This is a genomic window from Dyadobacter sp. HNCC25DJ185 (assembly GCF_056895195.1).
On record NZ_JBXHAR010000001.1, the window covers coordinates 686127 to 701356 of the forward strand.

General features: G+C 45.9%; 11 protein-coding genes. 10 read left to right on the forward strand and 1 reads right to left on the reverse strand.

Features of this window, described 5'->3' with window-relative positions; genetic code table 11:
* Positions 1–219 precede the first annotated feature (219 nt).
* Entirely contained in the window at positions 220–858 is a 639-nt protein-coding gene (locus tag AC1XUF_RS02765) for a 3-keto-disaccharide hydrolase (protein ID WP_483340124.1), read from the forward strand.
* A gap of 19 nt (positions 859–877) precedes the next feature.
* Here AC1XUF_RS02765 and AC1XUF_RS02770 read toward each other — a convergent pair whose 3' ends face one another.
* Positions 878–1360, reverse strand: a complete 483-nt coding sequence (locus tag AC1XUF_RS02770; protein WP_483340125.1) for a DinB family protein — start codon at positions 1358–1360, stop codon at positions 878–880.
* 92 nt (positions 1361–1452) lie between these two features.
* Between AC1XUF_RS02770 and AC1XUF_RS02775 the strand changes: the two genes are divergently transcribed.
* The 9 genes from AC1XUF_RS02775 to AC1XUF_RS02815 all read left to right on the forward strand — a co-directional run bounded on the left by AC1XUF_RS02775 (position 1453) and on the right by AC1XUF_RS02815 (position 15145).
* On the forward strand, positions 1453–2832 hold the full coding sequence (locus AC1XUF_RS02775) for a Gfo/Idh/MocA family protein (RefSeq protein ID WP_483340126.1): 1380 nt from the start codon (positions 1453–1455) through the stop codon (positions 2830–2832).
* A gap of 16 nt (positions 2833–2848) precedes the next feature.
* The gene (locus AC1XUF_RS02780; protein WP_483340127.1) at positions 2849–3709 is read left to right on the forward strand and encodes an alpha/beta hydrolase; all 861 of its coding nucleotides are present in this window, start codon (positions 2849–2851) and stop codon (positions 3707–3709) included.
* A gap of 4 nt (positions 3710–3713) precedes the next feature.
* Positions 3714–4499 carry an SDR family NAD(P)-dependent oxidoreductase gene (locus AC1XUF_RS02785; protein ID WP_483340128.1) on the forward strand — a complete coding sequence of 262 codons (786 nt, stop codon included), beginning with the start codon at positions 3714–3716 and terminating at the stop codon, positions 4497–4499.
* A gap of 147 nt (positions 4500–4646) precedes the next feature.
* A complete protein-coding gene (locus AC1XUF_RS02790; RefSeq protein ID WP_483340129.1) occupies positions 4647–5684 on the forward strand; it encodes a C1q-like domain-containing protein in 1038 nt (345 codons plus the stop codon).
* Between the two features lie 69 nt (positions 5685–5753).
* Positions 5754–6785 carry a T9SS type A sorting domain-containing protein gene (locus AC1XUF_RS02795; RefSeq protein WP_483340130.1) on the forward strand — a complete coding sequence of 344 codons (1032 nt, stop codon included), beginning with the start codon at positions 5754–5756 and terminating at the stop codon, positions 6783–6785.
* A 606-nt stretch (positions 6786–7391) separates the two neighbouring features.
* Positions 7392–10628, forward strand: coding sequence for a SusC/RagA family TonB-linked outer membrane protein (locus AC1XUF_RS02800; RefSeq protein WP_483340131.1), 3237 nt, complete (start codon positions 7392–7394; stop codon positions 10626–10628).
* An 11-nt stretch (positions 10629–10639) separates the two neighbouring features.
* A complete protein-coding gene (locus AC1XUF_RS02805; protein ID WP_483340132.1) occupies positions 10640–12529 on the forward strand; it encodes a RagB/SusD family nutrient uptake outer membrane protein in 1890 nt (629 codons plus the stop codon).
* 429 nt (positions 12530–12958) lie between these two features.
* Positions 12959–13309 carry a hypothetical protein gene (locus AC1XUF_RS02810; protein ID WP_483340133.1) on the forward strand — a complete coding sequence of 117 codons (351 nt, stop codon included), beginning with the start codon at positions 12959–12961 and terminating at the stop codon, positions 13307–13309.
* A 108-nt stretch (positions 13310–13417) separates the two neighbouring features.
* On the forward strand, positions 13418–15145 hold the full coding sequence (locus AC1XUF_RS02815; protein WP_483340134.1) for a PQQ-dependent sugar dehydrogenase: 1728 nt from the start codon (positions 13418–13420) through the stop codon (positions 15143–15145).
* Positions 15146–15230 lie beyond the last annotated feature (85 nt).

Here is a 15230-nt window from a genome sequence, read left to right on the forward strand (position 1 = left end):
ACAATTATCCTGCTTAGAGGGGCTTTGTTACGTTTTTATAAAACAGGGTTGTAAAAATAGCAATATTCGTGAAAAGCACTGATATGGTCTCTTTTTCGTGAGCGAGAAGCGATTTGAAGTTCTGACAAATAGGCCAGTGACCCGTCATCAAATAGTAAAGACAGCGGTGTAAATGCTTTAATGAATAAATCAAACCGGTTGAACAAAAACGTGACTGCCATGCTAAAAAGACCATTATACCTTATTACAGCAGCACTGCTGATCCTGACAAGCTTCATGGTGATACAGAAAGGGAAGCCCGTTGCGCTTTTTGACGGTAAAACCTTTCATGGCTGGGAAGGCGACACTGTGAAGATGTGGAAAATTGAGGGCGGCGCATTGGCTGGAGGGTCACTGACAGAGACGGTTCCTCACAACGATTTTTTATGTACCAAAAAGGTGTATTCCAATTATATCCTGAAACTGAAATTTAAGCTGACAGGCAGTGAAGGATTTATCAATACGGGCGTCCAGTTTCACAGCGTCAGGGCTAAGGACCCCGCTTATGAGATGATTGGCTATCAGGCTGACCTGGGCGACGGGTATTGGGCCAGCCTTTATGACGAATCCAGGCGGAACAAAACCCTGATCGGGCCTGACTCGGCGACTGTAAGCAAAATTCTCAGGAAAAACGATTGGAACAATTACGAGATCAGGAGCGAGAGCGGCCATATTCAGATCTTTTTGAACGGCAAACAGACCGTGGACTATACCGAGCCAGACAAGTCCATTCCGCAGAAAGGCATTATCGGGTTTCAGGTACATGGTGGCGGTAAAGCCAAGGTATTTTATAAGGAGATTTTTATTGAAGAGCTGTGAGGCAATTGGATAAAGCAGATCAATTCCAGGCCTTGAACAGACGTCGGATTACCAGGATTTCAGCAGTGTGATAGGCATTGTGATCGCCGATGAGCATCGCCTCCCTGATTAAGTTTTGTCCGTCCCCCCAGGGAAAGGCCCTGGTAAGGTCATTGTTCTCGTCATCCAGCAATTTAATGAAACGTTCTTGGTCATTTTTGATTTGTTCCAGGCAGTTTTCCCACATTTCGTCGCTTACCTCGCTTATTGGATCAGCCCAGTAGTCTTTGGGCCACTCAAGTACGGTGTGGTTTTCCGAGGCTGAGAAATCGACAATGTCCTGTTGAGCGATACGGATATGTTCAAGCAATTGCCAGATACTGTAGGGGAGGTTCTCAGGAACAATACCCCGGAGATGGGCTGGCAGACTGGCTACTGCTTCTTCCAGCGTGATGTGGGCGTTGCCATTCCGGATAAGTTCTTTTAATTCTTTAACAATCAGTTTTCGGGATGTATTTTCCATCGTTTTGTTAGTCTTAAATCAGTTGATCCAAAAAACATTAATTTGCCTGTCATTAATTCCGTTCATTACCGTCACCAAATGTACATTCGCACATGCAACGAACCCGCCGCAGATTTTTGAGGAATGTAGCAGCAGCTTCGGCTCTGGTCGCTACTGAAAGTATTGCAAAACCTTTTAACGTGATCAGGGACCTTAAAAAAATCAGTCCCAATGATAAAATTCGTTTCGCGACCATCGGCATGGGAATCCAAGGGCACAGCGATACACGTGCCGCCATTAAAAGTACACCTGATGCGGAATTTGTGGCAGCGGCAGATCTTTACGACGGTCGGCTGACGCGGGTTAAGGAGCTGTATGGGAAAGATATTTTCACGACACGGGACTATCGGCAGATCCTGGAAAGAAAGGATATTGACGCTGTGCTGATCGTCACTCCCGATCATTGGCATGATCATATCACCAAAGCGTCATTGAAAGCAGGCAAAAATGTCTATTGCGAAAAGCCGATGGTGCACCATATCGACGAGGGCCTTTCGGTGATCGAGGCATGGAAGAAATCGGGCAAAACCATGCAGATAGGCAGCCAGTCCATCAGTTCGGCTTCTTACAACGAGGCCAAGAAGCTTGTACAGGCGGGGGAAATCGGTGAGATCAATTTTGTGGAATCCAATTACGACCGTTTTGATTCAATAGGGGCCTGGAATTATTCTATTCCAACCGATGCTTCTTTGCAAACACTTGATTGGGATACTTTCCTGGGTGATGCGCCAAAGGTACCGTTTGATCCAAAGCGTTTTTTCAGGTGGAGAAATTATAGGGACTATGGTACAGGTGTTGCGGGTGACCTGTTTGTCCATTTGATTACCGGTGTGCACTTTGTAACTAACTCATTAGGTCCGGAGCGGATTCTGTCGTCGGGTGAACTGAGTTACTGGAAGGATGGCCGCGATGTACCCGATGTACTGGTTTCGATCCTGGATTATCCTAAAACAGATATTCATACCAATTTCCAGATGGTTTTGCGGGTGAATTTTGCAAACGCAGGTTCCATTAAGAACAACACGAGGATTGTGGGAACGGAGGGACAAATTGAATTCACCCAAAACAACCTCCTCCTTAACAAGAAGAAGCTGCCCAAAGCGCCTGGTTTTGGGGGATACGACAGTTACTATACTTTTTCTGAAAGCCAGCAAAAAGAATTTAAGGCGCAATACGATGCGCAATATCCGGAGGATACCAGAAAAGCGGAGCCGGTTAAGGAAGTCAGATTTGAAGCGCCTAAGGGGGATGACGCCCACGCTAATCATTTTAAGAATTTCTTTGATAACGTGAAGAGTGGCAGTGTCGGAACGATCGAAGATCCCGTTTTTGGTTTCCGGGCTGCGGCGCCGGTGCTGGCTTGCAATGAAAGCTATTTTGGTAAAAAGATAATTAACTGGGACCCGGTTAATATGAAAATTAAAAAGAAATAATCTAACCCTGATTTGTATGCGGACCGTCAATTTTACCTTTTTAATCCTTTTAGGAGCGATTGCGTCTTTTGCGCAATCAGGAAAAGTGCTTGATAATCTTTCACTTCCGTCCAAGCTGCTCAAATCGGAGCGGAAATTTGCGATTTACCTCCCGCCGGACTACGCTACCTCGGAGCGCAGCTATCCGGTACTTTACCTGCTGCACGGCGCAGGCGACAACCATACCGGCTGGGTGCAGTTCGGTGAGGTGCTCAACATTGCCGACAAAGCGATCCGTGACGGCATCGCGACGCCGATGATCATTGTCATGCCCGATGCTGATACCGGTCGCAGGGGTTATTTCAATGATCCAAAAGGCGACTGGCCTTACGAGGATTTCTTTTTTCAGGAGTTGATGCCATTTGTTGAGAAAAAATACAGAGTCAAAAGTGAGAAAAGGTACCGTGCAGTGGCCGGGCTTTCAATGGGCGGTGGCGGCAGCTTTATGTATGCGCTGCACCATCCCGAACTGTTTTCATCCGCTTGCCCGCTGAGCGCCTATACCGGTCCCCTCACCCTCGAAGATGCCAAAAAAGGCTTAATGCGAAGCATTCCCAATGTTCAGGATTCGACGGTGACGAATTATTATAACCGGCATAATGCGCTGGAATTGATCAACAATATTCCAGATGCTAACAAAAAAGCGGTACGCTGGTATATCGACTGCGGCGACGACGATTTTCTGTTTGAGGGAAACAGCCTGGCCCACATTGCAATGCGCAAAAAAGAGATTCCGCACGAGTTCCGTATCCGTGAAGGCGCACACAACTGGACTTACTGGCGCGAATCGCTGCCGGAGGTACTGAAATTTGTCTCGCAAGCCTTTCACCAGTACTAGTATTATGTTGCACGAACTATTACCGGGGATCAAACAGTTTGATCTGACCGGAAAAGTGGCTGTCGTTACAGGCGGCTCGAAAGGCCTGGGCTTTGCGATGGCTGCCGGGCTGGCTTCGGCGGGAGCTGATCTGCTCCTCGTCAATCGCAATGCTGCGGAAGGTGAGCAGGCGGCGTTGGAAATTGCTGCGTCCTACGGGACAAAGGCGATCTCTTTTCCCGCCGACATTACCAGTGAGGAGCAGACGGAAGCTATGGCGAAATTTGCATTTGAGCAATTCGGGAAGATCGATATTCTCATCAATAGTGCGGGAATCAACATCCGCGGCCCTATAGACGAGCTGACTTTCGCGGATTTCAGCAGAGTGATCGAATTGAATGTCAATGGTTCGTGGCTTGCTTCGCGCGCAGTAGTACCTTATATGAAGCAGCAAAAGAGCGGCAGGATCATTAACCTGGGCAGCACGTTGGGTTTGGTAGGGTTGACAAATCGCACACCTTACGCGGCCAGCAAAGGAGCGGTGGTACAGATGACCCGTGCGCTTGCCATCGAACTAGCGCCCTTCGGTATCAATGTCAATTGCATATGCCCCGGCCCGTTCCTGACAGAGATGAACGTTCCTATTGCGGACAGTGATGAGGCGAGGGACATCATTCTAGGTGCGACTGCATTGAAACGCTGGGCGCAGCTTCCTGAAATCCAGGGAGCCGCCATCTTTTTAGCTAGCGATGCTGCAAGTTATATGGTAGGCTCTATCCTGGCGGTCGATGGGGGGTGGACGGCGCATTAATGGCGCAGCCAATTGTTACCGGCGAATAATTCATAAGACCGATTGATCATTCATTTGGACTAAATTCTTCTTTGGAAATTAAGATTGCTGGGAAAGCGTGTTAACACCCTTTCCTTTTTCTTCATTCCTCTGATTATTGAATATCCAATGAAACATCTCATCCTGATCATCTCGGCCATTTTTATTTCACAAACTATCTTTGCACAGAGTGTTGGCATTAATACGCTTACGCCGGATCCAAGTTCCGCCTTGGAAATTAAGAGTAATAATAAAGGCCTGCTTATTCCCAAGATTTATCTGGATTCTCCATCGGATAATTCTACTATTCCCGCCCCAGCACCATCTTTATTCGTGTTCAACACCAATCCTAATCTGACAGGGGGAAAAGGCCTTTTCTATAATTCCGGAACAGCGGCGTCTCCAGATTGGAAAAGTGTCTCTGTTTTTCCTCTCCCTTACTATCAGGCTACTAGCGCCAACGGCACAGCTTTTCAAATTGTTAACTACAGCGCTTCCGCATCTTCCTGGGTTGTAAAAGGCTTTGCTGGAGGTTCTGGCAATGCTCTGGAAGGGTCTGCTGGAAGCGGCGTCGGGGTGTCTGCAAAAAGCGTGTCCGGAAATGCCTTGGAGGTAGATGGAAAGATGAAGATTTCGGGCAATGGACAGTCTCCTGCTGCTGGGAAAGTGCTTACAAGTGATGCTAGTGGCAATGCGAGCTGGCAGGGGGCGGTGGCTTTCTCTGCCAGCGGAATAAAAGGCTCGGAGGCGCTGGTTCCCGATGCACCCAATAACAAGCACATCATTTTCAGAACAGAAGAGTATGATTTGAGTAACAATTTCAATCAAGGTAATTCGACTTTTACCGCTCCGGTCGACGGAATTTATCATTTTGACTTTCAAATCAGATGGAAGCCTTTAACTGATGAAATGGTCTCCACAGTAGAGATGATATTGGTACGAGGCGGAATAGAAATAAATCTTGCCGTAAACGTGATTGAAATTAATTCCAACGGCAACTGGTCAAACCAGCTTAGCAGGGATTTTAAACTACTAGCCAGCGACCACGTCTTCATTAGAATGTACCAAAATTCTGGTGACGATCAAGTACTGTATTCCGAAGATTTTTTAGAGCCGGAAGATGCCTCTTCTAGTTTTTTTTCGGGAAGATTGGTTGTCAAGCTCTAACAGTGCTTAGTAGACTTTCTAAAAATACTTATCCAATCAGCATTAACGATTGTAAATTTAGCCAATCAAGTGAAAAATATCCTCCCACAAGTCAGCATTTATACCCTCGCCATCCTTTTTTTTGGAATTTCTCTTTCGGGTTCCGCCCAATTTACCTCCGGCACGGGCAGCTTCTTTATCCGCGACGGCACTCAGGTCGTCATCGACGGGTTGGCTATCAAGCCTGATGGTGATCTGGCTTGGACCAATAAAACGCTGGTACTCTCCCACGAGCCGATACCTGGTTCACCAAAAAATAGCATAAAGCGTGTTTACACATTCAATGAGACCTTTTCCTATTCGGGAGTAGCTGGGATCCTTTATCAATCTGAAGAGCTGAACGGAAATGACGAAGCACTTTTACAAGTAGCCAATTCGTCAACGGATTCAAAGGGTTTTATAACTTCAACGGGAAGTACTGTATCCCTTCCGCTCAAATACGTTTCGAATACGCTGGATGCAAATCTTAGGATCATTACTGCGGTTGAAGCTGGAAGTGTTTTGCCTGTGACGCTGGTTAGTTTCACCGCTCGTAAGAAAGAAACAAGTGTGGTGCTCAACTGGGCAACATCCTACGAGACGAATGCCAATTTTTTTGAAATCGAACGCGGAACCGATGGAAAAAGTTGGCAGTCCATAGGTAGGGTTGCTTCCAGTGGTGAAAGCCAATCTCTTCTGAACTACTCCTTCACAGATTTGAATCCATTTGCCGGTAGACCGGCCCAGGCAGAAGTGCTATATCGGCTTAGGATGGTCGACATTGACGGCAAATATGCTTATAGCCGAATAGCCGACGTTCATAATGAACGCTTCAAAGAGGCTTTTCTTTTTCCCAACCCGGCACATCATTTACTTCATATCAATTTAACGGATTGGGATAAAGTTGCCGACATCCAGCTTTATGATTCCAAAGGCCTGCGCGTTTATTCGTGGGGTAATCTAAAAATAGGCGATATCAAAGATAAGGGTTTGGATATCAGTGCCTATGAGGCGGGAATGTACCTTCTCAAAGTGATTTTTAATGATCAGTCATTTGAAGCATTGAAACTTCAAAAGTTTTGATCCAATCTCTGCTACTTTGCCGCTGTTTATAGCGGATGTACCCTTTCTACAAATTGATATTTTCTCAACCGGATAAGACATACTACTGCAATGCGTCCGGCTGCAAATCAACGGTAGTTACATTTTTGCAAAGGATTAGTCCAAAAATGGCAAAATTGCACGAAATGGGTAAATTCTACTTCTATCAGCTAATAATCCGGTTCTGGATTTCTACATAGAAATATGTTTTTGACGAATTGTATTTCATCAATATACGTCAAGTAACTCATGGTTATTTTCTAAGAAAACATATTCAAAAAGCGGGAACGCTTGTTTATGTAAATAATTTCATATCTTTTTGTACCAACGGTTACAATGATTTATTAAACGGACTCGGCGATCCATTCATTTGTAACCGTAACCAACTCACCTAAACTTCACGACTGAATACGGACAGGGGTCATTTTGATCTCTGAAGAATAGGATATTTACCCCTTTTTATTGAATGAAATTGTGTAAAAAAGACACAGTGAGGGCAGCCCAACGAAGCATTACCGAGTACGCAGACCAGCAGTTTTTTACCAAAGTTTAACCTATTTTTTAACTATCTACAATTTCTACTAATCTATGAGAATTTCTAAACGAGAAAGCGGCCGGGGCCTTGCCGGGTACTTCCGCTCTCTGTTGCTGGCCTTTGCGGTTGTGACGGGAGCGTATGCTCAGGACGCAACGGTCAAAGGGAAGGTGAGCGATGAACAGGGGCAGGGTTTGCCTGGAGTGAGTGTTGTTTTGAAAGGAACTTCGGTGGGTACCGTAACCGATCTGGATGGACGTTATACGGTGAATGCGCCTGCCACAGGCACTTTGGTATTTTCCTTTATAGGCTACATTACGCAGGAAATACCAGTGGCAAACAAAACAGGCCTTGACGTCAAGTTGGTATCGGATATCAAAGCCTTAAATGAAGTCGTTGTCGTTGGTTATGGTACGGCGAAGAAGGCAACATTAACCGGTTCGGTAACCGCAGTAAAAGGTACCGAACTTGAAAAAGCGCCGTCTGCCAACCTTTCCAATACACTCGGCGGACGTCTTCCAGGTGTTTCTACCGTTCAGTCGAGCGGCGAGCCTGGTTATGATGGTTCGGCGATCCGTATACGCGGTACCAACTCTTTGGGTAACAGCAATGCGCTTATCGTGGTGGATGGTGTACCCAACCGTAGTGGCGGTTTGGATCGTCTGAACCCTGCTGATATCGAAAGTATCTCGGTTTTGAAAGACGCGGCAGCTGCTATTTACGGGTCGCGCGCCGGTAACGGTGTTATCCTGATCACCACCAAGCGCGGTAAATCGGGTAAGCCACAATTGTCTTACGACATGAATGTAGGTATGGGACAGCCTACAAAAGTACCTGAAATGTCCAATGCAGCAGAGTACGCCACAATCCGTAACGAATTGCAGATTTATGACAATTTGCCGGCAGGTCAGTGGTCAGGTGCTTTACAGGGCTTCAACACCAACGGAAATTACAAAAGGACAGACAATGGGGATGTTTTGAGCGCGGTATATAGTCCTACTGACATTCAGAAATTCAAGGATGGCTCAGATCCATTGCTTCACCCTAATACAGACTGGTACAGCAAAGTAATCCGTAAGTGGTCCCCGCAGCAACGTCACAATGTACAGTTAACGGGTGGCAGCGAGAACATTAACTATCTGGCATCGCTGGGATATTTGAACCAGGATGGCAACTATGTTAATTCGGCAACCGGTTACAAGCAATATGACATGCGTGTTAACCTTGATACCAAAATCAACAAATACCTGAAAGCTAAATTGGGTATTGCGCTTCGTGAAGAGTTCCGCCATTTCCCCAACGGTGGCGGCGCAGGTGATATCTTCCGTATGTTGATGCGCGGAAAACCTACCGAAATCGCTGTCTGGCCGGATGGACGTCCAGGTCCTGACATTGAAAACGGCCAGAACCCGGTCATCATCACTACCAACCAGACCGGTTACAATAATGACAAAAGAGACTACATACAAACCAACGGTACGCTCGAGTTTGATGTTCCGGGTGTACCGGGCTTGAAGTTGGTCGGTATGGCTGCAATTGATAAGCAAATGCGCCGCACCAAGTCCTTCCAAAAACCGTGGACATTGTATTATTGGGATAAAACATCCTATGAAGCAGACGGTGTAACCCCGGTTTTGACTGGGTCGATCCGTTCCACATTCAATGATCCAAGGTTAACTGAAACCGCTGCACAAGAATTGTCGGTACAGCTTACAGGTCAGGCATCCTACGAAAAAACGATTGGAGGACATAATTTCAATGTAATGGCAGGTATCCAGCGTGAAAAAGTGGATGCGGACGGTTTCTTTGCTTACAGAAGATATTTCATCTCTCCGGTGGTTGACCAGCTTTTTGCAGGGGGGACGCCTGAACAGAACATTGGGAACTCCTCGTTGATGGCTGCTACTGATTTATACCAACGTGCCCGTTTGAGCTACTTCGGTCGCGCAGGCTATAATTACAAAGAAAAATACCTTGCTGAGTTCTTGTGGAGGGTCGATGGTTCTTACGTATTTCCTAAAAATGGCCGCTTCGGATTTTTTCCGGGGGTATCTGCGGGATGGCGTTTGTCAGAGGAAGATTTCTGGAAGAACAATATCCGTTTCATGAACAATGTGAAATTGCGCGGTTCATGGGGACAAATGGGTGCTGAACCTTATGTTTACGGAACTGAGAACCTGGCGGAATATCAGTATTTGTCGACTATGACATTTGACAGCTATGTAATCAACGACCAGGTTGCCAAAACACTTCTTGAGGCGAGGGTTGCCAACAACAGTTTTACTTGGGAAGTTGCGAACAACATCAACGTAGGTTTGGAGGGATCGCTGTTCAAAGACAAGCTGGCTTTTGAATTTGATTATTTCGTGAACAACCGTTCTCAGATCCTGATCCCAAAATTGGGTTCTACGCCTTCGACCGCTGGCATTGATGGTAAGCTTCCTCCTCAAAACATTGGTAAACTGCAAAACAAAGGATTTGAATTTAAAGTAAGTTATGATGGTGCAATCAACGATTTCACTTACTCGGTGAGTGTGAACGGTGGCTACGCAAAAAACAAGATCAAGTTCTGGGATGAAACGCCAGGTGCGCCTTCTTATCAGCGTACAACGGGCATGCCTTACCAGTCATTCCTTGTGTACCAATTCGATGGATCATTTAAAGACCAGGCTGAGATCGACGCCAACAAAATTGACTACAGCCCGATCACAGGTAACTTGTTGCCAGGGGATATGAAGTTCAAGGATATCAACAATGATGGCAAAATCAACGGTGATGATCGTATCCGCTCCCAAAAAGTACAACGGCCATGGTTCACAGGAGGTATCAGCCTGAACCTGGGCTATAAACAGTTTGATCTTTCCGTCCTGATGCAAGGCGCTGCGGGTGGTCTTCAATTGGTAGGTATGACCGAATCGGGTGATATTGGTAACTACCTGAAATATGACTTCGACCATCGCTGGACAATAGACAATCCGGATACAAGATACCCACGTTTGACAAACCGTAGCAACCGTTATTATACCAATACAGGCAGCGGCGGCGCGTTCAACAACTACTTCCTGAAAAGCAACAATTACCTGCGTATGAAGAACGTTGAGTTGGGTTACAACCTGCCATCTGAATTCGGATCGAAAATTGGTTTGAGCAAATTCAGGGTGTATGTGAATGGATTGAACCTGTTCACTTTTGCAAAAATCAAAATCTGGGATCCAGAATCTACCAGCACAAGCGGACAGTATTATCCGCAGTCAAGAATTCTTAATGCAGGTATACGTGTAGCATTTTAATGATGAAAACAATGAAATTTCGATATAAAAATATAATTGCCATTGCCTTATTTGCTGGCGGGTTATGGTCCTGCAGCACTGACTTTCTGGACGTAACACCTCCAAGTGAAATTGCTGGAGACCAGGTGTGGACGGATGGAGCATTGTCAGAAGCATTTGTAACAGGTATTTACCAGGGACTTCAGCAAGGAGGTTTCAGTGAGCAAATGCTGGCTTCTTTGACCGATGAAGCGGTATTTACCCACACAGGACGTAACATCAATACCGTAAACGAGGGAAGTTTGAGCCCTTCAAACCTGGGTTGGGTAGATGATACCTATGGATGGAGCCCCATGTATACACGTATCCGTGCTACGAACATTGCAATCCAAAATCTTGCAACTGCTTCATTCACAGATGAGACTTTGAAGCAGCGTATTCTGGGAGAGACCTATTTCTTAAGAGCATATTACTACCATCAGTTGGTGCGCTATTACGGTGCAGTTCCTTTGATCAAGAAGGTTTATGACCTGAACGAAGACTACGCGGTAACCCGTAATACTTTTGACGAATGCATTCAGTCCATCATCAGCGATGCGGACAGTGCGGCATTGTTGCTCGATGGAAAAGCAGCCATTAAAGGTCGTGCCTCTAAAATTGCAGCTTTGGCATTAAAATCACGTGTGTTGCTGTATGCAGCCAGTGATTTGCACGATATCCCGACTGCAAAAACGAAATCCACTCTGATTGCCGGGTTCACTAATCCCGAGTTTCTGGGATATCTGTCTGGGGACCGGGCTGCACGCTGGACAGCTGCGCAAGCAGCTGCAAAAGCAGTAATCGATGGCGGAAATGGTGGTTATAAGCTGAACCTGACTGCGCCAGAAACTGCCGAACAAGGCCGTATCAACTATATTTCTATGGCAATGGCCGGGTATAGCGCCGACAAAACACTGGATCCGACTGGTGGAAATGAAGTTATTTTTGGACGCTTCTTCACGGCAAGCTTAACTTCTGACGGAGCGCGTCAAACAGGCCTCAACAATGGCCCGAACGGCTATCATAACTGGGCCGGCAACACGCCGATCGGTCTTTTAGTTGATGATTACGAAATGATGGACGGAACCCCTTTCTCATGGACTAACCCAGTTCAGAAAGCGAATCCTTATGTAAACCGTGATCCGCGCTTCTATGCAACTGTCATGTATGACGGTGCAGACTGGAAGCCACGTAACAAGATATCCGGTAATGTAGACCCTGCAAACCAGATCCAGACCGGTGCATATGACCTGCTCGATGATAAAGGCGCATTGTTTAACCGCAAAGGGTTGGATACGCGCAGCAGCTCAATCGAAGACTGGAATGGCAGCCGTACTGGTTACTACATGCGTAAATTCATCGATCCAAATCCTGATCTTGTTGATAATACCGACCGTCAGAACATTCCCTGGCCCTTCTTCCGCTACACCGAGGCTGTTTTCAATTATATCGAGGCCAGCATTGAGCTTGGACAAGATGCGGTTGCACTTTCTTGGCTGAACAAAATCCGCTTCCGTGCAGGTATGCCGGCCTTGAAAGCTTTGACAGGCACAGCTCTGCGAGACGCCTACCGTCACGAAAGAAGGATTGAAATGGCTTACGAGGAGCAACGCTACCACGATGCGCGTCGCTGGATGATTGCCCCGACTACACTGGGCCGTTCTCTTCAGTTTATCTCGGTCATCGGTAAGTTCAAAGCCGGTAAATCGATGAAGGAGCCGTATCACTATGATCCAACCGTTTATGATTACACTTACACTCCGGTGGAAGATAAATCGCATGAAAACCGCACCTGGGTGGACAAAATGTATTTCCGTCCGTTCAGCCGTGATGAAATCAACCGTAATGCCAAGTTGCTTCAAAACCCTGGCTACGACAAATAGCGGGTACGAAGAGAAATAAAGATAGGCTCTCCTGTAATTCAGGGGAGCTTTTTTTATGAAGCAGCGTAAATTTTTATGGTATCCGGCACTAAATTTCAGATGTGGCAGGATCTTTCCGCAGTGATCCGTATCCGGTTAGTCGGGTTAATACTTATTGATAATTAGGTCTTGCCTTTTGACAGGACGGTCGCTGAATAGTGGGATAATCAGTTAAGAAAAGAGCATATATCAAAGCTTTTCGTCAATAGTCGATTTTGAAGATAAAACCCCACAAATCGGGGATTTGAGTAAACACTACTCCACAAGTAGAGTTTTGTTAAATTGCTGTAAATCAGTTATATGTGAATTTTGGCACGGTCGTGTTATGGAGACATGAAACAGTGCGGATGCACAGAGTATCAAATTAAATTGTCTAAAAAACAAAAGATTATGAAAAAGCTAATAGTATCGGCATTGGCCTTAACACTTATCTCTTTCGCCTCTGTTCAAGCTCAAACTGCTCAACAGGAAGCAACTCAGAAGGAGGCGACTGTACAGGATCCGACTACTCAGGAACCGGTAAAAAAGGCATCTAAGGAAGAAAAAGTAGCGGTGAAACCGGAGGATCTTCCGGAGGGAATTAAAAAAACCATTAAAGGGGAAGAGTTTTCCGGTTGGACTGTGAAAAAAGCCTTTTTGGTCACGGAAGGAGATAATTCGCAGTATTATGAGTTGCAGGTAGCAAATGGTAAGGAAAATGCCAGGGTCAAACTTGATAAAAACGGAAAGAATGTAGGATAAAGTAAAGTAATCCTTCATTAGTGTGAAAAAGCCGGACATATTCCGGCTTTTTTTATGGCCTAAATACTATCTTTATCCACTTCTAAACCTAGTTCACATTGTTGTTTAATGTCACGTTCTTTCTTTTTTTCCTTCGCATCGTTAATCGCTATCTTCCTACTGCTCAACTGCGGTGGCGCCAAAAAACAAAAAGCTGGCTTGTCAGGATCAAAATCAGTTGCTTCGGGAAAAGCACTTTTCACTTCCCATTGCGTTTCGTGCCATGCGATGGAATCGGAGGAAATCGGCCCAAGACTTGGCGGGATTACCAGCCTGTTGCCGGAGCAGGAACTTGTCAGTTTTATTAAGAATCCGAACCACTCTATCGAAAAAGGAAATAAGCGGGCAATCAGCCTCACCAAACGCTATAAGATGATCATGCCGCCGTTTGATTTTCTAAAAGATGAGGAAATCAAGTCTATTTTATCCTATATAGCGGATGAAACCAAACTGCATCATATCAAGCCGCTGGAAGTTAATATGGACGAGGGCGCTGGGACTCAACCAGAACGGCTGGCAGCACCGATAGTCAAATCCAGTCTGAAAATTGAATTGGAAGACTTCATAACCATTCCTCCTTCCAGTGATAAAATGCCCAGAACGCGCATCGCAACCATGCGACCTCATCCATCTGGCGACGGCTCTTTGTATGTAAGCGATCAGCGCGGTATCATTTACAGGATATCCAATGGAGCAGTAACCACCTTCCTGGACATCAGGCCGCTGATCGAGAATTATGTAAATGAACCGGGCTTGGGTACCGGTCTCGGCAGTTTTGCTTTTCACCCCAATTATCTGAAGAACGGGCTCATCTACATCACGCACACGGAAACGCCCAACGGTAAGAAAGCAGACTTTGCATATTCGGACACTATTAAAGTTGCTTTGCAATGGGTAGTTTCTGAATGGAAAACTGATGATGTCAAAAGCCAGGTTTTTGAAGGCAAGCGGCGGGAGTTGTTGCGTATCAATGTGCCCAATGTGGTGCATGGTACGCAGGACATTGGTTTTGTTCCAGGCATTGGTACAAATGACCCGGATTTTGGGTTTTTATACATCGGTACCGGCGACGGCGGGTCTACGATCAGCAAACATCCCGAGCTTTGTCATAACCTCAGATCACTTTTAGGCACCATTATCCGCATAGACCCGCTTGGGAACAATAGTAAGAACGGACAGTACGGTATTCCAGCTGACAATCCTTTTGTCAATAATTCGGAACCTGGTATCTACAAGGAAATTTATGCATACGGTTTTAGGAACCCGCACAGAATGTCGTGGGATATGGAGCATGGCCGTAAAATGTTCAGCGCAGAAGTAGGGGAGTCTAATTTTGAAGAGATCAATGTTATTGTAAAGGGCGGAGATTATGGCTGGAATGTGCGTGAAGGTAATTTTGGTATTTCTTCAAAAGATTTGAAAAATGTTTACAAACTACCACAAACGGACGAAGGGAAGTTTGTTAAGCCATTCGCACTCTATGATCATTACGACGGCAATGCAATTAGTGGAGGTTCTGTATATGAAGGTCAGTTGAAGGCCCTGCAGAACAAGTATGTGTTTGGTGATATTGTGAGCGGCAGGCTGTTTTTTGTGGACATAGGTAATGATTTAACCGAGCCGGCAGTACGTGAGATTTCGATTGTCCGGAACTCCAGGGAAACCAGCCTGGCAGAGCTTTCGGGTTCGAAGCGGGTCGATGTTCGCGTGGAGTACAACCAGCTGACTAAAGAGATGTATATCATGACCAAACCAGACGGTAAGATCCGTAGAATCAGCAAGGCTTACACCGAATAGCCGGTTAATCATTTGCGCTAGCCAGAAAGTAATAAAAAAATAAGCTGTGGATCATCGATGCTAATTTGGAAGCTTAACCAAAATA